We start from the raw sequence: 20,369 nt of genomic DNA, 5'->3' as shown, positions 1-20,369 counted from the left end.
TTGATACTAATGCCAAGCGTTAAGATATCGGATGAAATTTTAGATGAATTTAAAGAATACACTAAGATTTCTCATGATACGGAAGATGAACACTTATTACGTGTTTTAAATATGTCTTACGAGAACTTAGAAACACGTTTTGGTGCATTTGATATTAATAGTAATTTGAATGGTAAAAACTTAGTTTTTGCACGCGCTCGATATGATTATGAAGATTTATTAGAGTTCTTTAACGACAATTATCAAGATGATTTGTTACACTTTGGATTTTTGACATTAAGAGAGCGTGATGTAAATGAAAAGTAAATTTAAAAAACCATTTATTACAACAAAAAAGTTAAATACGCGTGTTCATTTTTATGAGTATCAAGATAACGAAGGACCAGAAGCAGGTGTAAAACGTAAAAGAGTTTTATATCATTGTTGGGCATACGTTCCACAGTGGAAAATGACTGAATTACAACAAGCAATTGCAAATGGTACAGAACATGATGTGAAGATATTTATACGTGAAACACACGGGCAATATATACCAAACGAGAAGCATTACGTTGCAATAGATTCGCCATATATTCATCAAGATTTGAATATTAAATTAGTACAACCTGATGTAGAGAACGAACAATTTTTAATGTTAACTGCAGGGGTGGTATCTAATGGCGAGTAATAATTTTAGTGGTATTCGTGCAGATGGATTAAAACAACTTCAAAAAGATTTGGAGAATAAATTTAGTCGTCAAAGAATGAACAAAATTATAGATAAGGCGTTGATTAAGGCAGGAAATATTGTTTTAGACGCTATCAAAAGTAATATTCGTTACTTTAGAGATACTGGCGCAGAATACGAAGAGGCTAAGCTATCAGCGCCTTATTGGGATAAAGGCGTTCGTTCTGTTCGAGTATATTGGGAAGGACCACATCATAGATATTCTATTGTTCATTTAAACGAGAAAGGCTTTCACGCTAGAAATGGTAAGTTTATTCGACCTAAAGGTTTTGGTGCGATAGATAAAGCGTTGCGTACAGCTGAGAAAGAGTTTTATAAAACGGTGCAGGAAGAAGTGGAGAAGTTACTATGATTGATATATTAAATAAAATATACAGCGTCCTAAAAGATGACGAAAAACTAATGAAAATACTAGATATCAAGAATGTAAAGTTCAATGACTATCCTGACGTTAAAGACATCACAAAGCCTTATGTCGTATTAGATGATTTTGATGATCCTATTCCCGAAGTACATTATGACGGAGAACGTGCAGCGTATAGTTATATTGTTCAAATAGATGTATTTGTGAAAGCTAATGCAGATTACAATGCACGATTAAGAAGAAACGAAATATCACAACGTATTAGTGATTTGCTCTGGAAAGAATTGAAAGCAGGGCAAGTAAGTAATTTAGGAAATGAATATAACAAAGAATTTGCTTTGTATCGCTCAACAAGACGATATGAAGCAATTTTTTATGAGGAGGAAAATTTAAATGGTTAAATATGCTAAAACACCAAAATCATTTATTAATATTAAAGATTTAGGTTTCGCTTTATTAGAAACAGATGAATTAGATGGCACTATCAAATATTCAAATGTAACACAAACTCGTGGTTTACAAGAAATTTCAGTAGAAACTGGTGGAGAAATTGCTAATGCTTACGCTGACGGTTCAATCATTGAATCAGGTACTACTGATGGCGAAGGTAAAATTTCAATGACAATGCATGCTTTCCCACAAGAAATTCGTGAGTTAATCTTCAATGAAATTTACGATGAAAACGGAGTGTACGCAGAAAAACGTGGTAAACAAAACAACTACGTATCAGTATGGTTTAAACGTGAACGACGTGACGGTTCTTACCAACAAGTTGGTTTAACTAAAGTTATGTTTGCTGATCCAAACTTAGAAGGTAAAACTGCCGAAGAAGATTGGGAATTCAGTTCGGAAGAATCAGAAGGTACTGCAATGCACCGTGTAGCTGACGGTAAACGTAAAATCTTATTCGATAGTTCTCGTGAAGGTGCAAATGTCGATTCATTCTTCAAGGAATTATTAAATGGTGCTTATGACAGTAAAACAGAAGTAGATACTGATGATAGTACAACAGGAGAATCTGCTGCTGAAGCATAAGGAGTGTTAATCCATGGTTCAATATAAAGTTTTAAAAGATGCTAAAGACCTTAAAACTGGTAAAGAATATCGTAAAGATGAGGTTGTAGAAGAAAAAGTAAAAGTAGTCAACGACTTTGAAAAACGTTTAAAAAAAAAGGTTATAAGTTACCTTTCTTTGAAAGAGTAGAAGAAAATTAAATTATCTTTAGGACGGTGTAATGCCGTCCTTTTATTTCGAAATAAAAGGAGATATTAAGACATGTCAAACAAATTAAAACGTAACTATATTCGTTTAGTAGAAAACCCAGAAGCAGAAGAAATTAAATTAGAAACATACTTAACACCACATTTTATTCCATTAGATGTTTTATATGAATCAGTGGATATCATGGCTGAATTAGAGAAAGCAGAAAATGGAGAAGTTGAATTATCATTCAAAGAACAATTAGATAAATTAATCGATGTAGTAGTTAAAATTTATGGTAAACAATTCACTGCTAAAGATATTAGAAATCGTTTACATGCGCCTGACGCACTTGAAACATTACAAAAACAAGTACAATTCATTGCTAATGGCCAACAAGACGAGGAAACAAAAAAGTTTATTCAGAGCATCAGCTAAACAAATTAAAAAAAGAAGAATTAACTTACAATGGCATGTTGAAGAATTTGGATAAAGTCGTAAAAGATATGGTAGAAAATGGTACACCAGCAAACCAAGTTCTTGAAATGCCATTTTATTATATACTTCAAATTTTAGATGAACGTCATCTAAATACTGTTGATACTGATGAAAAAGCCGATGCGCTATTCTCTGCATTATAGCCTTAGTCATTAGTACTAAGGCTATTTTTTTTATACCTAAATAAGGAAGGAGGGACAGTAAGTGGCTGAATCAAGATTTAAAGGTTTATCAATCTTAATGAATATGCGTGATGTTGGTATTGAACGTACAATGAAACAAATAAGAGCGCAATTCAAAACGTTAGATTCAGAAATGCGTAGATCTAACGCTAATTTCAAACACTCAGAGAAAAACATGCAGTCTTATGCAACAAGAACGAAAGAATTAACTAAAGCGATTGATGTAACTGAAAATTCTATGAAAGATATTTCTAATCAGTTAAAGAAAATGACTTTAGAAGAACAACGCTCTAGTGTTGAAGCCGAAAAGTTACGTCAAGAATACAGTAAGCAACATAGAGCATTACAAATGTATCAACGACAATTGAATTCAACTGAACAAGAGATGAAACAATTCGGTACAACGACTAAACAAACAATTTTCTCAATGAAAAAGATTAATGATGTTCTAGGTACAATGAAACGTCAACTTAATATTGCAAATATGGCATTTCAAAGTACAGAAAAATCTACAAGTAGTTATAAGAATTATTTAAATCAATTAAACACAGTTATTCAAAAACATCAAAATACAATTAGAGTATTAGAAGCTCGTTATCAAAAGGTTGTTAGAGAACAAGGCGTTATGAGTAAAGAAGCATTAGAGTTAAAAGAGAAAATCTTACAAGAAAAAGCAACTTTAGGACAACTAGACAATCAATATAAGAAAACGACTATGGAAGCTAAACGATTTGCATTTGAACAAAAAACATTAACTGCTTCAATGTCTGAAATTCGACAAAAAATGTCACAAGTAGCACAATCTTTAACAATTAGTGCTAATAAATTTAAGATGAGTGGGCAAACTGCACAAGCATATAAAGCGCGTATTTCTGAATTAAACAACGGAATGAAACAACAGCAACTTATTGTTCAAAATTTATCAAGACAGTATGACTTTGCTAAAAAACAATACGGTGCTACAAGCCAAGAAGCACAACAGCTTAACGTAAAGTTATCTGAAGAACGTTTGAAATTAAAAGAGTTAAATACTCAATTAAATCAAACAACACAAGCACATAATCGTTTAGAAATGGAACAAAAACAAGGCATCTCTTCTATGACTCAAATCAGAGCGAAGATGTCGCAATTTAACGATACTCTATCTCTATCAAGAAGTAATCTTGCTCGTGCAGGAGAAAGTGTAAAAGCTTATGGTAATCATTTAAACACTCTTAAAACTAATATGTCAGAGCAACGTGTAGTGTTAAGAGAATTAATTGCACAATACAATCATGTAGCCACTGCACAAGGACGCGACAGTCAAGAAGCTAGAGAATTATCTAGTGCTATCACTCAACAAAAAATTAAAATGAATGAACTTGAGAGCGAACTAGATCAAACTACGCAAAGTTATAAACGATTAGAAACAGAACAACGCAACGCAGAACGTTTATCTTCAACTGGCTTTGGCAGAAGTATTCAAAGTGTCAATAAATATAAAGATTCAATTAGAAATGTAGGCTCTACTATGAGAAGTGTAGGATCTACTTCAATGCTTTATATGACTATGCCAGCAGTTGCGGGTATGGGAACAGCTATTAAATCATCAATTGAATGGGAACAAGCTTTAGCGGGTGTTGCTAAAACAACAAATATGAGTGGTAGCGAATTAAATAAAATGGGCAATGAAATTACTAAAATGAGTAATACAATGCCATTCGCTGCAACAGAAATAGCAGGTGTAGCAGAAGCTGCAGGACAACTAGGTATCAAGAAACAAGATATTACTTCATTCACTAGAACAATGATGAACTTAGGCGTTGCTACTAACCTTACTGCAGATGAAGCAGCAACAGAGTTTGCAAGATTTGCTAATGCTGCAAATATGCCAATCAAAGATGTAGATAGATTAGGTTCAACCGTTGTTGCTTTAGGTAACAGTACAGCCACAACTGAAAAAGAAATTGTTGACATGGCACAACGTTTAGCTGGTGCTGGTGCGCAAGCAGGATTTAGTTCTGATGAAATTATGTCAGTCAGTGCTGCAATGTCATCCGTCGGGATAGAGTCGGAAGCCGGCGGCACAGCAATGACACAAATTTGGAATAAGATGACAAAAGCAGTCGCTGAAGGTGGCGACACTTTAGATAGTTTTGCACAAACAGCAGGTGTAAGCGGTAAAGAATTTGCGCAAATTTGGGAAAATAACCCAAGTAAAGCTTTATCAATGTTCGTTAAAGGGTTAGGCGACACTGAAGGCGGAGCAAAAGGTGTATTAAAAGCCTTAGATGATGTAGGTATCAAAGGGATAAGAGAAGCCGATACAATTAGACGTATGGCTAACAATCATCAAGTTCTAGATAAAGCACTGAAAACAGGCTCAGAAGGTTGGAAAGAAAATAGCGCTTTAACTAATGAAGCTAACATCCGTTATGAAACAATGGGTAGTAAGTTGAAAATGTTAAAAAATACTTTCATCAACTTTGCTAGAACAATTGGAGATGCAGTTGCACCTATCGTTTCATTCTTAGCAGATAAGTTGACTGGACTATTCGAACACTTACAAGGGACAAGTAATGCTACTAAGATAGCAATCGCAGCATTCACTTTATTAGGTGTTGCTATACCTCCGCTCATTGTTGCAACTGGTGTATTAGCACATAGCATCGTAGGTATTTCAGAAGCTATGAAATTGTTAAACGATACTAAAGGTGGGGCTAAGTTCTTTAGCCTATTTAATGGTGGAATTAAAGGAGTTTTACCTAAGATAGGCCAACTACTTACTAAGATACCTTTAATTGGTGGTTTAATGACTGCATTAACAGGTCCAGTTGGTATCGCAGTTGCAGCTATTGCAGGAATAGGAACAGCTTTTGTAGTTGCTTATAAAAAATCAGAAACATTTAGAAATATTGTTAATTCTGTAATAGAACCAGTCATTAACGGTTTCAAAAAAATGTGGAATGTAGTGAAATCTATATTCGGTGCAATGAAACAATTATTATCTGGAAACTTCTTGCCAACACTTGATTTACTTTCAAAGATAATGCCAAAAGAAACAGCAACTAAATTAACGATGAGATTGTTACAAATTCGCCAATTATTTGTAGATGCTTTTAATTCTATATTTGATTTTGTCAAAGAGATCGGGAAAAAGTTAACAGATTTTTGGACTGAAAATGGTGATACCGTTATACAAGCGTTAAAAAATATCGGTAATTTCTTCGTTGACTTTTTTGTATATCTTAAAGAACTGATCGGACCAAATTTGAGAGATTTAGGTAACTTAGTTCAATCGATATTTATGAATGTTCTTGTTCCAGTTATTAAGGGCGCTATGAATATCATTTTAGGCATAATGAAATTTGTATGGCCTTTTATTAAAGTTCTTATAGTAGATACTTGGAATAATATTAAAAATATTATTAGAGCTGCATTAGATGTAATAATAGGCATTGTTAAAATCTTCTCAGGTATTTTCACAGGTCAGTGGAAATTAGTTTGGGAAGGTGTCAAACAAGTATTTAAAGGCGCATTAGTTCTAATCTGGAACTTAATACAGTTATGGTTTATCGGAAAAATATTGAAAGTTGTAAAAATATTTGGTGGTTTCTTTAAGTCGGTTATTAGTAAATCATTTAATGGTGTAAAAACCATCATTGGTAATGTTTTAAGATTTATATGGAACATTATTAGTACAGTGTTCAGAAAAATCTTATCAATAACTCAAACAATATTTGGTGCAGTTCGACGATTTATAAGCGTTGTTTTCCATGCAATAAAAAATGTTGTAGTAAATTCAGTGAAAGCTATCTTTAGCGGAGTGAAAAGATGGTTTACTGCAGTTAAGAATATTACACATACAATCTTCAGTGCTTTAAAACAATTTATATATAAGATTTGGACTTCTATAAAAAATAAAGTTGTTTCTTTAGCTAAAGCTTTAAGCAACGGCGTTAAAAATATATTTAATAGCTTGTCTAAAGTAACGCGTAGCATTTTCAATAAACTGAAAAGCTTTATGTTAAGTGTATGGCGCAACATAAAAAATACTGTTATTAAATTAGCAAAAAGTCTGTGGAACGGTATTAAAGCTACATGGAACATTTTGTCTAAAGTAACACGCAGTATCTTTAATAAACTAAAAAAATTCATGTCTAATGTATGGCGTAGTATTAAGAACACAACTGTTAAATTCGCTAAAAGTCTTTGGTCAGGCGTAAAATCGACGTGGAATAGCCTATCAAGAGGAACGCGTAGTATTTTTAATAAAGTTAAGAACTTTATGAGTAATATATGGCGAAACATTAAAAACACAACTGTTCGCTATGCTAAATCATTATGGACAGGTGTTCGTAACACGTTTAACAACCTTTATAGAGGTACTCGTAATATCTTTAATCGCGTCAAAAGCTTCATGTCTAACACTTGGCGCAATATTAAGAACACAACTGTTAATATGGCAAAAGGTTTATGGAATAGTGTTCGAAACGTGTTCAATAATATGAATAGTGGACTTAAAAATATTATTGGAAAAATCAAAGGTCATATTACTGGAATGGTAAGCGCGGTCAAGAAAAGTTTGAACTCATTGATTGGTGCTGTAAACTGGGTAGGCGGTAAATTAGGTGTAGATAGTAAAATACCTAAACTTTCTACAGGTACAGAAAGTACACATACACAAAATTTTATAACTAACGGTGCAATCAATCGACCTACGTTAGCTACAGTTAACGATAAAGGTAAGGGCAATGGTAAAGGTAGAAATGGTCATCAAGAGTTAATTCAACGTAAAAATGGCTCTCTCTTTGCGCCAAAAGGTAGAGATGTTATAGTTCCATTAAGCAAAGGCGATAAGGTTATCAACGGTAAAACTACTCAAAAACTTCAAAATCAAGGGTTTATTCCTAAATTTTCCGTAGGTACAAGTGGAGACGATGTTAGAAAACGCATGCTTAAAGATGCTAAAAAACACAAAAAACATAATCATCCTACATTTGATGCTGGAGAAATGATGGCTGGTGCAGGTGGAGCTGGTGGCGCATTTAAAGAAGCATGGAAGTATGTTACTGATAAAACTAAAAATATTGGTAAAGGTACTAAGAAAACAGCGAAATCATTGTCAGATGGCGCTAAAAAAATGATTAATACTTCTAAAGATGCTTTAGGTGCTGCAGGAACATGGGCTAAAGAAAAAGCAGGAGACTTACTTGATTACGTTGGTAAACCTGGAAAACTTGTTGATAAAGTTCTAAAAGAGTTTGGCGTTGACTTTAGCATGGTTAATGGTGAAATTCCTAAAATGCTTTGGGATGCAATGTGGAAACAACTAAAAGAAGGCGTTAAATCGTTATTTGGCGGTTGGTTAGATGACGTTTCTGGTGGCGATGGCGACGGTCGATTTATTAAGTATCTTGATAACATTACTACAAGATACAGTCCGAACGGTCCACCACCAGGCTATCCGTTTAACTGGGCGCATCCAGGTATTGACTTACCATATATTTATGAAAAAGTCCTAACGCCGATGGGCGGTAAAGTTGAGACAAGACATACAGCATCAGGCTTTGGGAAGCATGTTATCGTAAGAGCAAAACCTTATGACGCTTACTTTGGTCATTTAAGTAAATGGCTTGTTAAAAATGGTCAACATGTCAAACCTGGTGATGCTATTGGTATTTCTGGTAACACAGGTTCAAGTAGTGGGCCTCACTTACACTATGAAATGAACAAACACGGTTTTGGCTCAATGACAGGACATTCTATTGATCCAGTTAAATGGTTGAAATCACATAATGGTAGTAAGAGTGTTTCTAAATCTGCAAGCGCATGGAAACCAGATATTCGACGTGCAGCTAAAGCAATAGGAGTAAGAGTTTCTAACGCTGATGTGAATGACGTTGCTCGACTTATCCAAACAGAAAGTAGTGGTAATGCTGGAGTTACACAAGGCATAAAAGACGTGAACAGTGGCGGTAACGAAGCGCAAGGTTTACTACAATATACACCAGGCTCATTTAACAGTTACGCAATTAGAGGGCATAAAAACATTAAAAACGGTTATGACCAATTACTTGCTTTTTTCAACAATACAGATTGGCGAGCTAACTTATCTTACTGGAAACGTAGAATGGCTAGTGGTTTAACTGGTTGGGGTCCAACTGGTAGACGTAAAAAATACGCCACTGGTGGCTTAATCAAATCTGCTGGTTGGTACAACATAGCAGAAGGTGGTTATCCTGAGTGGGTAATTCCAACTGATCCATCTAGACACAATGATGCTATGAAGATGTTGGCACTTGCTGCACAAGATATTGATAGAAAAAGTAGCACTAGAGGTAATAAACGACCTAATTCATTGCCTAAACCAAGTGGAAGTAACGATAATGATGTGTTGTTACAAATGCTACAAGCACAACAACAACAAATTGCTTTATTAACTCAAATTGTGACAAGTAATCAAACGATTGCAGATAAAAACTTTGAACCAACGATTGATAAATATACACATGAACAACAAGTTTTTAATTCTATTGATAAATACAATAGACAAAAACAAAGAAAATCAAGATTTAAACCAGGGGAGGTCACATAATTGATTGATACTATAAAAGTTAATAACAAAACACTTCCATGGTTAGTAGTTGAAAGAGGGTTTAAAATACCCTCTTTTAATTTTGGTATTGAAACTGAAGAAGTATTAGGTAGAAGTGGAAGTGTAGTTAAACAAAGAAAACTTAAAGAATATAAATTCGAACTTCCACTAATCATCAGAAACGATTATCTTTCATCTGGTGGTACTAAAACTCATGATGATGTGTTGAATGAACTTGTTAAGTTTTTTGACTATGATCGTTCAGTACCACTCCAATTTAAATCACAAAACTGGTACTGGAACGCTTACTTTGAAGGACCTATTGAATTAGAAAAGTATAATAGAAATTTTTGGCAATTCAGTATTAATGTAGTTTTAACTGATCCTTACAAATACGCAGTAGAAGGTACTAAAAACACAGCTATTTCTGACCAAGTTTCAGTGGTAAGTACAGGAACAGCAGACAGTCCTATTATTGTGCAAGCAACAGCATTAAAGAATTCGAGTTACTTCTCTATCACCAAGAATAATGAAGATTATTTCATGATTGGCGATGATGATTTAGATAAGAAAGTCGAAGATTATACACCAACTTTATTTAATGATGAGATGCGTTCTTTCTTTGGATGGACTAAAGTCACTAACGGTACTATTAACGACAATGTAACTGGCGGAACAGTTGGTGGTGCTATGACAATGAGTTCTTCAAAAGACGCTTTTATGCTCAATGAAAGTAGTATTACAAGTACAAGTGGATGGAATGGTGCAGAATATAAGCACTCATTCGGTAAAAGTACTCAAGATTTTAGTTCGACAGTTAAAATACACGTTAATCAAGGTAAAAAAGGTGCAACACATGCAACACAGTATATATATGACACAGATAACCGTGTGATTGCTTCTATTGGTTATAGCAACCCTAGAGCAACGCAAAACATCGGAACAATCTATGTAACACTATTCGACCAAAACGGTAATCAAAAGAAGATATACAGTTATACAAACGCACCTAAGTTTTATACATGGAAACATATAGTAATTTATATGCGTTTAAAACGTATTGGAGATAAGTTCTATATAAAAACATGGAAATATGATGAAGTGGACTATCCTAAACGAATTACACCAGTAGATGTGACTGAAAAAGTATTTGTGGATGCAGGAAACTTCTATCAACGACCTATATCATCAGTAAGTATTTACATTGCTAAAAATGGTAGTAACTATCATATGCCTACAACAATTTTAGGTAGTTATAATCATGAAATATTACCTAAACCACCTAAAGCAAGAAATTTAATCATTAAAAAAGGCGATTTGATTAATATCAATATGGAAGAAAAGACAGTGACAATTAATGAAGAGCCTGCACTCGATTTAAAAACATTTGGTAGTGACTTCTTCAATATAAATAAAGGGATGAATGAATGTATGATTTATCCAGAAAACACATATGACACGACAGTATATTGGCAAGACAGATTTTTATAGATTGGAGGTGAAAAAGTGAAGAATGTAGGAATACATGTACTTGATTTTAATGACAACATCATTGACTTCATTAGTCAAAGTGATGGTGCATTGATTAATGCTGAAATGAGTATGAATGTAGAAGAAAAAACAGAAACCTTTGATTTTACGATTGAAAATACTCGAGCAGAGAAACTGAGAGAACGTAATCGAATTATCGCTCAAGACAACAACGGTATATTCAGAGAATTTATTATTATCCACATTGCAGATAACTTTGACGGTACAACTGAAATCGAATGTAATGCTAGTTATTTAGAAGATTTGAAAACAGCTAAACCTATTAAACCTGGTAAATTTGAAGCACATACAACAACACAAGCGTTACTTAAAACACTTGCTGATACAGGTTGGAAAGTATCTGATGATACAGAATATGGTGGTAATAGAACAACATCATGGACTTCTCATACTAACCCGTTTGAATTAATTTACATGCTTTGTACTACTTACGACATGGTCCCTAGTTTTTATATTGAATTAGGCGCACATACTGTCGAACATCGTTATGTATCAATTACTAAACCTAAAAACTTATTCAAAGGTAAGGAAATTACTAAAGGTAAAGACTTAACAGGTATGACAAGAACGATTGATCTATCTGAAGTGAAAACTGCTTTACTTGCAGTTGGTCCTGAAAAAGAAGATGGCTCAAGAATTGAAACTGTTGTAGTAGATGATGAAGCACAAGAGATTTTCGGACTTCCTAATCGTTATATTTGGGATGTATATGAGCCTGAAAGTAACGATGAGAATATGACACTTAAACGTTTGACCACACTTGCTAAAACAGAACTCAACAAACGTAACCAAGCAGCGATAAGTTATGAAGTTTCTTCCACTGATATTCATAAATATTATAACGATGTAACAGTACATCTTAGAGATATCGTAAGGGTAAAAGATAGAGATTTCAGACCACCGTTATATATAGAAGCAGAAGTTATAGGTATTAAGTACAACTGGCTAGCAGATGAAAGTGAATTTACTTTTGGCAATGTCATTGAATACGAAGAAACCAAACTAAGAGAGTTCTTTACTAGGAAACTTGATGAAATTACTAAAAAACTTAATGATAATATTTCCAACGTAAACACAATCGTGAGTGATGTTGTAGCTGGGGAAATGGAATACTACGAACGTAAGATATTTAAAGGTGCAGAGCCACCAGAAAATCCACAAAATGATACATTATGGTACGACACGTCTAATCCTGACGTTGCAGTACTACGTCGTTACTGGAATGGTAAATGGATAACTCAAACAGCTGATGATGTAGAAAAAATCGGTGGTTTAAGACGTGAGCAAGTGATGTATCGAGATTTAAACAATAGTTTCATCAATTTAACTATTCAACACAGTAAGTTACAAAATGATGTGTACGATGTGTTAAATAATGAGTATCTTGTTGATGATGATTTGAAAGCAAACTTAAATCAAGCATTATCAGATGTAGACAGTGTGTATCAAAATATCAAGACAAATTTAGATAGCATGGATGAAGATACAGCTACAATAGGAAAATTAGTTGATACACAAACTTTATTTACAGTATATAGAGAAAAGCTACAAACATTATATAAATATGTTACTGAGGCTAAATTTTCTATTGATAGACGTTTGAAATTACTTCAATCACAATATACTGATGAGAAATTCAATGACGCTATGGATAAAATAGCTCAAACGTTACCTAATGGTCGTTGGGATAGTGAAAACCAACAGTTATATGCAGATATTCCTAATAAGGAAGAACTAAATAATTTAAGACAAACACTGCAAGATTATTACGACGGTAATATAAAAGAATTAGAAAAACGTTTGAATAATAGTGTTGATAGTAAAGTAAATATAGCAAAAAATGAAATCAGTACAAGTGTTAAAAGTGTCGAAAGTAAAATTGATGGTTTGAATATTGGCACTAGAAATTTACTGTTAAATTCAGAGGAACGTAGCGATAGTATTATTAATGATACTCACGCTTATATAACATATTTTCTAACGCAACCTTTAGAAGTAGGCGAAGATTATACTATATTGAGTGAAGTTTATACTACATCTCCTGAACAAAGTGGAAAAGTGTCAATTAGAGGTTATTTCCCAGATAATGGTCTAATAAATGTTCCGATAATCGACAATAAAATTAAATTAACTTTTAAACCAAAAGTGCCTAGTGAAAGAATATTATTGTATAAAGATATTGCGGGACAATCATCTGATAAGTTAGATACTACATTTAAAAACACAATTCTGGTGAAGGGAAATAAAATAGGCGACTATGCACAAGCACCAGAAGATTTACAAAGACAAACACAACAAGCACAACAAGACTCAGAAAATGCTGCTAAAGCATATGCAGATGCACAGGATAATCTGAAAGAAACGCAATTAAAAGCATACGCTGACGGAAAAGTATCAGATGAAGAAAAACGAGCAATAGCTGATGCAATAGCCAAACGCGATGAAGCAAAAAAATACGCAGAGCAAAAAGCACAAGAGGCGCAAGAGGCAGCAAACCAAAACACATCTAATCAGTTAAAGCCTATCACAACACGCGTAACTACTAACGAAACAAACATCACAGAATTAGATAGTCAAATTAGTGCAATGGCTAAAAGTGATGATGTAGAGCAAAAATTGAAAGGTGTTGACGGACGTCTTACACCTTTAGAAACAACAGTCCAAAATAATAAAGCCACACTCGACATCTTACCTACACAAATAGAAAGTAAGGTATCAAAACAAGATTATACTTTGGATAAAGATAATATAGTTCAAAGATTAGATAATGCTGATAGTGAAAGAAAACAACTTTCAAATGAAATCACAGACAAAGTTACTTTAACTAAATTTGAGAGTGGTATTTCTGACGCTAAAAATTATACAGATAACATAAAAAAAGAAACAGAGAACTATACAGACAATCAAATCAACAATTTAAATATTGGAAGCGAGAACTTACTGTTAGATAGTGAAAGAAGAAGTGATGGATCTAACGGAGAAGGTTTTTCTTATATAAGATATTATTTATTACACCCACTAGAAGTAGGTGAAACTTATACTTTAAAAGCGGATGTTGTTACTACTGATGAAAGACAAAGTGGCAAAACTAGCGTTTATCCATATAGCCCTTCAGGAACAAGAGATACAGTAGATATTAAAGACGGTAAAATTATTTATACGTTTACAGCACAAGCTGAAAGCACACAATTTTTAATTTATAAAGATGTAGCAGGACAATCTAACGTAGATTTAAATGTAACAATCGAAAAAGCTATCCTAGTTGAAGGCGACAAGGTTACAGGTTGGGCGCCGGCTAATGAAGATGTAAAAAATGATATACAACAAGCTGAAACAAACGCTAAAAATTACACAGACGATTATAAACGATCTAATGACGTAGCCATGACTAAACTAGAAACATCAATCACTCAAAATGGCGATAAAATAGCGTTAAAAGTTGATGAACAAAAGTTCAATGCTAGTCGTAAAACGTTATCTCAAGTTATTGCAGAAATATCAGCAACAACTAAGGGAATAAATTTAAGCTACGATGAAAACGGTAATATCCAATCATATACAATGGATAGAAATGGTATCCAACTTAGAGGCGATAAAGTAGATATTACGGTTAATAAAGATTTTAATGTTATGGCTAATCGTGTAAATGACAAAGTAGGTAAAGATGAAATTATCAACCGTTTAAATTTAAGTCCAGAAGGCTTAGACATTGATGTAAACAAAGTTGGCATACGTGGTGGCGACAGTACGAATTATATTTATTTAAGTCAAGATAAAATCGAAATGGCTGGTACGTTCCAACGTACTTTTAGAGGAAACACTCAAAAAGATAATGTATTTATGCGAGCGCAAGGAGGTTTTTTACGTTTTAGAAACAATAACCAAAATCGTTCGCTTTATTATTCTGACTTTGGTATATCAACATATATAGACGGAGATAGTAGCGAGGCGTCTGGTACATTACAATTCTTTGATTATACTTATTCGCCTACTAACAGTGTTAGAGGTGTAACGCTAAATAGTGCGGGTGGTGCAATCGCCTTAAATTCTGAACGCAACCGTATTGTGTTAGACGCCAATGCCACTGTAAACATTGAGAGTGAAACAAGTTCCGTTTATATTAGACCAATGAAAAACAATCGTGCAGGTACAAATGAATTTAGATTTTGGACTAAACTGAATGACAGCGTCGCAGATACAGACGGCGTTTTATCTTATGGAACAATAACTGAATTAGTAGAAAAAGCGCCAGCGTCTTATAGTTTTGGTTCTGGAATACGATTTGATAAATCGCCTAAATCAAGATACATCTACGCAACTGATAAAGACGGTAATATTGGTACTGGAGATTTTTATGCTCGTAATTTATTAGGAGATTGGTGGGCTAAAAATAACAATTTATATGCTTTAGTAGACCCGAAAGAAGGCAAACTAAGAATAACTGATTATAATGGATATAATAATGGAAGCCCTAAATACAAAGATTTGCAGTGCGACGATATACAAGCAAATTCAGTTCGTGTAAATACTGGACAAAACTTTTATATTGGAGTATCTACCAATGAACTATGGGTAACTAACAACTTACGTTATAACGGTGGAAATACAGGGTTCAAACCAGTCAGAGCGAGTGACTTTATAAAAGCGTCTAGCGCTGAATTTAAGCATGATATTAAAAAATGGGACTATGACGCATTAAATGTTATTTCTAACGAATTGCAGCTATATAGTTACAAATACAACGATGATGAAAAAGAAATAATACATCACGGACCAGTAATTGGCGACGGCTACGACATTCCGGTAGAATTTGTTTTTAATAGTGGTGTGAATACTAACGAAATGCTATCTTGGGCGTTAAGAGCAATACAACAATTAAACGAAAAAATAAATACACTGGAGGAACAATTAAATGAACAACCAATTACAAGCTAATCCAAATTATGTTATTGAGGAGTTAGTTACTCAAAACGCTAAACTTTCACAAGAAAATGCAATGTTAAGAGCAGTAATTAGAGAGCAATCAGAACAAGAAAATAAAGATACTGTAAGTGCTGAAGGAGAGTAACCTTTAGCACTATTTTTATACCAAATTTTAGGAGGAAATTATTATGGCAAATGAAATCGTAAAAAACACAGAAAGTTATATCTTAGTACAAGTGAATGAAAAAGGAGAAGAAGCTGTTTTAGATAATGACTTTAGAGGTCAATTCTACCCAACTAATAATGTGAATATCGCAACTAAATTTGATGATTTAGATAAAGTTAAAGCGCTTGCTAGTCGTTTAAATAGTCTAAATGAATTAAATTATGAGTTCGGTATTATTAGTGAAAAAGTGACAGTTAAACCAGTAAAGTTAACAACTTCACTAGAGTACGTGGAAGAAACAACTGAAACTGACGCAGAATAGGAGTTGAAAATGTGAAAGAAAATTCATTTAATTACAAAGTGTTAGCTATCTTTATTTTCGGTTTTGGTCTACTCATGTTTGAAAGAGGTTTCTTTTGGACTAAAGAACAAAGCACTGTATTAAGCGATAGCGACTTCTATATAACACTTCATCAAGTCATGCCTATTTGGTTATGGGGCGTTCTAGGCATGATTTTTAGTTTGTTTATCATTCTTGCACCTGTATTCTTACCTAAACAACAAATAAGCAATAAATTTAATTTCTTGTTAATTGTAGGTGGAAGTGGCAACGCTATTTATTATTTTTTATTAACTTCTGCAAGTATATTTAATGCGATTAATTGGTTAACTCCAGTACAGTTTGCAACCTTAGCGATGATTAATGCGTTGATTGCTTTTAACGGGGGTGCTGACGTTGCAAGAAAAAGATGAACGTTTCGTCTTAAGAGAAGAATTTATCGATAATAACAGGGAAATTTATCATAAAATAGATGAGAATGATAAACGACACACAAGTGAATTGAAAGATTTAAATAATAAGGTAGATAAACAAATCATCTATCAAAAACAAGCATTTGAAAGTCAAGAACGCTCAGAAAAACATTTGGAAAAACTCTCAGATACAATGAGCAACTTTGGCAGAGAGTTCACTGATGTTAAGTATCAAGTTAAGGATCATAGCAAACAACTTGAAACGTTTAGTGAAGTCATTAAAGAAAAACAAGGTTATAACGTAAAGATTATAGTTGCAATTATCAGCGGTATTGCTTCGGTACTTGTCGGAGCATTAGGTTTTGCAGCTGCATTCTTTTAAGTCGGCGCTTTTATGTGTCGACTTTTTATTTTAACTAAAAGGAGTGTATACATGAAAACAGATGTAGGTTCAATCGTTAGAACAATAGTATTTATTTTAGCTTGGGTTAACCAATTTTTAGCTACGAAACATATATCCCCTATTCCAGTAGACGAAGTGACTATCAGTTCTATTATTACTGGTGCAGTTTCCTTGTGGACTTGGTGGAAGAATAATAATTTTTCTCATGCAGCACAAAAAGGGCAACAAAAATTGCGTGAAGTTAAAGCGGGTACAGACACAACAGGTGCTGCACCTAGAATGAATGGAGATGATTTTTAATGGTATCTGTTAGAACGTATAAACAAGCTATTCGTTATTTGAAATCGCTTGAAGGTAAAGCGTGGAACCCGGACAGAGCGTATGGCTACCAGTGCTTTGATGTAGCCAACCAATATTGGTTGTACCTATTCGGTCATACTTTAAAAGGTGTAGGCGCTGCGGATATTCCGACATGGAACAATTTTACTGGTGAAGCTACTGTTTATGAAAATACATTATCATTCTTAGCTAAACCCGGAGATGTTGTAATTTTCAATAGAAATTATGGCGAGGGTTATGGCCACGTTGGTATCGTCGTCTCTGCTACTTCCAACTCTATAAAGATACTTGAGCAAAATTGGTTGGGTGGTGCATATTGGACACCTCCAGAAGTAACAACAAGACGCACACATGGTTACGACTTCCCTATGTGGTTTATTAGACCGTTCTATGCTAAAGCAACGACTAAAAACAAAATTAAAAGCAAAACTAAGCCAGTTAAGAAAGCGAAAGCTAAGAAAGGTAAGAAAATATTACTTGTAGCTGGACATGGTAAAGGTGCTTATTCAAACGATCCGGGTGCAGTAGCAAATGGATATAATGAGCGTGACTTTAACAGAAAAGAGATTATACCTAGAATCAAGAAGTATCTTGAAAGTGTAGGTAATAACGTTGTTTTATACGGTGGCAAATCAATGAACCAAGACTTGTATCAAGACACATTATACGGACAACGTGTAGGTAACTATTCAGATTATGGTTTGTATTGGGTTAAAAAGAACGTGAAACCAGATGTAATTGTAGAGTTCCACTTAGATGCTGCTAGTCCACAAGCCAGTGGAGGTCACGTAATTGTCAGTAATAAGTTCCCGGCAGATGATATTGACAAGGCGTTATCTAGTGCATTAGGTAAAACAGTAGGTAAAATTAGAGGTGTGACACCTAGAAACGATTTATTAAATGCTAACGTTACAGGTCAACTTAATTTAAATTATAGATTAATCGAGTTAGGTTTCATCACTAGTAAAAAAGACATGGACTATATCACTAAGAACATCAACAGTTTTACTAAGCGAATTGCAGAGGCTATCAATGGTAGACAAATCAATGCACCTAAGAGCAAACCTTCCAGCAAAAAGACAACATGGAACTGGGGAGGCATTTTCTATCCTAACGCACCTAAAAGTGGTATTAGAGTTAGAAGGTCGCCGGGTATCAATGGTACTGTTGTTGAAAGCGGCTCGTGGTTATACGGAAAGACAGATTGGGTTGAATTCGACCAAGTTATTAAAAAAGATGGATATTGGTGGCTTCGTTTTAAATATCAAGCACCCGGTTCAAGCAAAAAAGATTTCTATTGCGCTGTTTGTAAAATTACAGATAAACAACAAAAAATCAAAAATGAGAAATACTGGGGCAAGATAGATTGGAAATGATATAATTAAATTACCACGACATTACACAAGGGTAGTCACTATGGCTACCCTCTTTTTTTATGTTATAATTAAATTGAAATTGCGGTACATATCTGCGGAGTGTACTTGAGGTAACTGTTACTGACGGTTGCCTTATTTTTATGTTATAATAAATATACTCAATTTGTGATAGTTATGATGATTAACAGTTTTATATTTTAAGAGGCAAATACTATATTCTACTGACCACGTTCTTACGAGCGTGGTTTTTTATTTAGGGACTCGGGTCCCTAAAAAGTCCCTAAAAATTCGTTTTATATGGTGTGTTATTAATAGGCAAAATAAAAAGAACCCCGTCGCTATGGGATTCTTGATTTCGAAAAGTGTTTAATTTTCGCTTATTAGCGTCCTGGGAGGGATTCGAACCCCCGACCGATGGCTTAGAAGGCCATTGCTCTATCCAGCTGAGCTACCAGGACATGAATTTTTAACACAAGAATAATTATAGCTAAAGAAACCTTATTTAGCAATAGCTTTAATATAAAAAAAGTTTATATTTTTCACTAATTATGTGTATTTGTAACTCATATCGATTATGTGCAAGTGCAATAAGACATAAAGTCGAGCAATTGAATGAATATCTTCAAGCCATATGGACGCAGAAGTAATCAAATATATAGAACCAATGGGAGGCATTATAAACAACTATGAACAAACTATAAACATCTATGAATGAATAAAGTAATAAATAGATCCTAAGTGTTGAAATTATTCTCATCTATTATTCATATACTCAATCCAATTACAAAATAAAAGTATCATGATAAATAGTGAAATACAGAAATTAATAAAATTGCAATGACTAACATTACGATTAATTAAATAGTTGAAAAGGACTAGAGTATATTCACTTGTCTGTTTAGATAAATGGTTGTAATGAGAATCCTTGACTTGCAATGGTCTCTAAGTAGGTTAAAGGGTTTATAAAACAAGGTGAATTTTAAAGAAATATAAAGCTAATGTAAAGGTCTTGTAAACGTTTGCAGAATTGTCAGATTTTGCACAACATATTTGAATGCCTAAGTGTGTTTTATGTAATCAAAGGTCTACAGTTTTGATGTCTAATTTATAAGTTAAGAAAGATAGAACGCAAATAGCATAAATCACTATATAGTATAAGTAACAAAACGATAGGTAAACAAAAACTTACCAATTAATCGTTTTTGGTTTTAAGAAATAGCTTAATGTATCTATTGAATTTTATACATTAAGATTTAAATACTTTAAATAAAAAGAAATGGAGCGATTTAAATGTCAAAATTAGTACAAG

The 20,369-nt window shown here is 33.7% G+C and carries 17 protein-coding genes and 1 tRNA gene; 17 read left to right on the top strand and 1 reads right to left on the bottom strand.

The features are described 5' to 3' along the window. Window positions 1-9: 9 nt before the first annotated feature. The 17 genes from HMPREF3265_RS08715 (at window position 10) to HMPREF3265_RS08650 (ending at window position 19,060) form a co-directional block, all read left to right on the top strand. Entirely contained in the window at window positions 10-306 is a 297-nt protein-coding gene (locus HMPREF3265_RS08715; protein ID WP_011276049.1) for a hypothetical protein, read from the top strand. Continuing rightward, window positions 296-667, top strand: a complete 372-nt coding sequence (locus tag HMPREF3265_RS08710) for a head-tail adaptor protein (protein WP_011276048.1) — start codon at window positions 296-298, stop codon at window positions 665-667. The genes HMPREF3265_RS08715 and HMPREF3265_RS08710 overlap by 11 nt, the downstream gene beginning before the upstream one ends. Next, window positions 657-1,079: an HK97 gp10 family phage protein gene (locus HMPREF3265_RS08705; protein ID WP_011276047.1), complete on the top strand. Its 423-nt coding sequence runs from the start codon at window positions 657-659 to the stop codon at window positions 1,077-1,079. The genes HMPREF3265_RS08710 and HMPREF3265_RS08705 overlap by 11 nt, the downstream gene beginning before the upstream one ends. Further along, window positions 1,076-1,492 (top strand): hypothetical protein, encoded by a 417-nt coding sequence (locus HMPREF3265_RS08700; RefSeq protein ID WP_053022041.1) that lies wholly within the window; start codon window positions 1,076-1,078, stop codon window positions 1,490-1,492. The genes HMPREF3265_RS08705 and HMPREF3265_RS08700 overlap by 4 nt, the downstream gene beginning before the upstream one ends. Further along, window positions 1,485-2,126 (top strand): major tail protein, encoded by a 642-nt coding sequence (locus tag HMPREF3265_RS08695; protein WP_070861401.1) that lies wholly within the window; start codon window positions 1,485-1,487, stop codon window positions 2,124-2,126. The genes HMPREF3265_RS08700 and HMPREF3265_RS08695 overlap by 8 nt, the downstream gene beginning before the upstream one ends. A 13-nt stretch (window positions 2,127-2,139) precedes the next feature. Then, the gene (locus HMPREF3265_RS12635) at window positions 2,140-2,295 is read left to right on the top strand and encodes a hypothetical protein (RefSeq protein ID WP_176746622.1); all 156 of its coding nucleotides are present in this window, start codon (window positions 2,140-2,142) and stop codon (window positions 2,293-2,295) included. A 72-nt stretch (window positions 2,296-2,367) separates the two neighbouring features. After that, the gene (gpG, locus tag HMPREF3265_RS08690) at window positions 2,368-2,730 is read left to right on the top strand and encodes a phage tail assembly chaperone G (protein ID WP_011276043.1); all 363 of its coding nucleotides are present in this window, start codon (window positions 2,368-2,370) and stop codon (window positions 2,728-2,730) included. A gap of 47 nt (window positions 2,731-2,777) precedes the next feature. Beyond that, window positions 2,778-2,933 (top strand): phage tail assembly chaperone GT, encoded by a 156-nt coding sequence (gene gpGT / locus HMPREF3265_RS12630; protein WP_017175428.1) that lies wholly within the window; start codon window positions 2,778-2,780, stop codon window positions 2,931-2,933. 61 nt (window positions 2,934-2,994) lie between these two features. Then, window positions 2,995-9,549 (top strand): phage tail tape measure protein, encoded by a 6,555-nt coding sequence (locus HMPREF3265_RS13050; RefSeq protein ID WP_070861398.1) that lies wholly within the window; start codon window positions 2,995-2,997, stop codon window positions 9,547-9,549. After that, window positions 9,550-11,040, top strand: coding sequence for a phage distal tail protein (locus tag HMPREF3265_RS08680; protein ID WP_070861397.1), 1,491 nt, complete (start codon window positions 9,550-9,552; stop codon window positions 11,038-11,040). A gap of 15 nt (window positions 11,041-11,055) precedes the next feature. Beyond that, complete coding sequence (locus HMPREF3265_RS12970; protein ID WP_070861394.1) at window positions 11,056-16,035, top strand: phage tail spike protein; 4,980 nt, start codon at window positions 11,056-11,058, stop codon at window positions 16,033-16,035. Continuing rightward, the gene (locus HMPREF3265_RS12625) at window positions 16,013-16,168 is read left to right on the top strand and encodes a hypothetical protein (protein ID WP_176714878.1); all 156 of its coding nucleotides are present in this window, start codon (window positions 16,013-16,015) and stop codon (window positions 16,166-16,168) included. Before HMPREF3265_RS12970 ends, HMPREF3265_RS12625 begins: the two co-directional genes overlap by 23 nt. A 43-nt stretch (window positions 16,169-16,211) precedes the next feature. Further along, window positions 16,212-16,511: a hypothetical protein gene (locus HMPREF3265_RS08670; protein WP_037549614.1), complete on the top strand. Its 300-nt coding sequence runs from the start codon at window positions 16,212-16,214 to the stop codon at window positions 16,509-16,511. An 11-nt stretch (window positions 16,512-16,522) separates the two neighbouring features. After that, the gene (locus HMPREF3265_RS08665) at window positions 16,523-16,942 is read left to right on the top strand and encodes a hypothetical protein (protein ID WP_037549617.1); all 420 of its coding nucleotides are present in this window, start codon (window positions 16,523-16,525) and stop codon (window positions 16,940-16,942) included. Further along, window positions 16,926-17,324: a hypothetical protein gene (locus tag HMPREF3265_RS08660; protein ID WP_053021451.1), complete on the top strand. Its 399-nt coding sequence runs from the start codon at window positions 16,926-16,928 to the stop codon at window positions 17,322-17,324. Before HMPREF3265_RS08665 ends, HMPREF3265_RS08660 begins: the two co-directional genes overlap by 17 nt. Before the next feature lie 51 nt (window positions 17,325-17,375). Continuing rightward, window positions 17,376-17,645 carry a phage holin gene (locus tag HMPREF3265_RS08655; protein WP_070861391.1) on the top strand — a complete coding sequence of 90 codons (270 nt, stop codon included), beginning with the start codon at window positions 17,376-17,378 and terminating at the stop codon, window positions 17,643-17,645. Then, window positions 17,645-19,060, top strand: coding sequence for an N-acetylmuramoyl-L-alanine amidase (locus HMPREF3265_RS08650; protein ID WP_070861389.1), 1,416 nt, complete (start codon window positions 17,645-17,647; stop codon window positions 19,058-19,060). The genes HMPREF3265_RS08655 and HMPREF3265_RS08650 overlap by 1 nt, the downstream gene beginning before the upstream one ends. Before the next feature lie 384 nt (window positions 19,061-19,444). Here HMPREF3265_RS08650 and HMPREF3265_RS08645 read toward each other — a convergent pair. Continuing rightward, window positions 19,445-19,518, bottom strand: a tRNA-Arg gene (locus HMPREF3265_RS08645). Window positions 19,519-20,369: the final 851 nt, after the last annotated feature.

This window comes from Staphylococcus sp. HMSC62B09 (assembly GCF_001839115.1).
Classification (GTDB): Bacteria; Bacillota; Bacilli; order Staphylococcales; family Staphylococcaceae; genus Staphylococcus; species Staphylococcus haemolyticus.
Note: the sequence above shows the minus strand (reverse complement) of the source record. Positions and strands in the feature narration are given on the sequence as shown.

Coding starts and splice junctions, on each gene's coding strand:
- HMPREF3265_RS08715 (WP_011276049.1), top strand. CDS start 10: ATGCCAAGCGTTAAGATATCGGATGAAATTTTAGATGAATTTAAAGAA.
- HMPREF3265_RS08710 (WP_011276048.1), top strand. CDS start 296: ATGAAAAGTAAATTTAAAAAACCATTTATTACAACAAAAAAGTTAAAT.
- HMPREF3265_RS08705 (WP_011276047.1), top strand. CDS start 657: ATGGCGAGTAATAATTTTAGTGGTATTCGTGCAGATGGATTAAAACAA.
- HMPREF3265_RS08700 (WP_053022041.1), top strand. CDS start 1,076: ATGATTGATATATTAAATAAAATATACAGCGTCCTAAAAGATGACGAA.
- HMPREF3265_RS08695 (WP_070861401.1), top strand. CDS start 1,485: ATGGTTAAATATGCTAAAACACCAAAATCATTTATTAATATTAAAGAT.
- HMPREF3265_RS12635 (WP_176746622.1), top strand. CDS start 2,140: ATGGTTCAATATAAAGTTTTAAAAGATGCTAAAGACCTTAAAACTGGT.
- gpG (WP_011276043.1), top strand. CDS start 2,368: ATGTCAAACAAATTAAAACGTAACTATATTCGTTTAGTAGAAAACCCA.
- HMPREF3265_RS12625 (WP_176714878.1), top strand. CDS start 16,013: ATGAACAACCAATTACAAGCTAATCCAAATTATGTTATTGAGGAGTTA.
- HMPREF3265_RS08670 (WP_037549614.1), top strand. CDS start 16,212: ATGGCAAATGAAATCGTAAAAAACACAGAAAGTTATATCTTAGTACAA.
- HMPREF3265_RS08655 (WP_070861391.1), top strand. CDS start 17,376: ATGAAAACAGATGTAGGTTCAATCGTTAGAACAATAGTATTTATTTTA.
- HMPREF3265_RS08650 (WP_070861389.1), top strand. CDS start 17,645: ATGGTATCTGTTAGAACGTATAAACAAGCTATTCGTTATTTGAAATCG.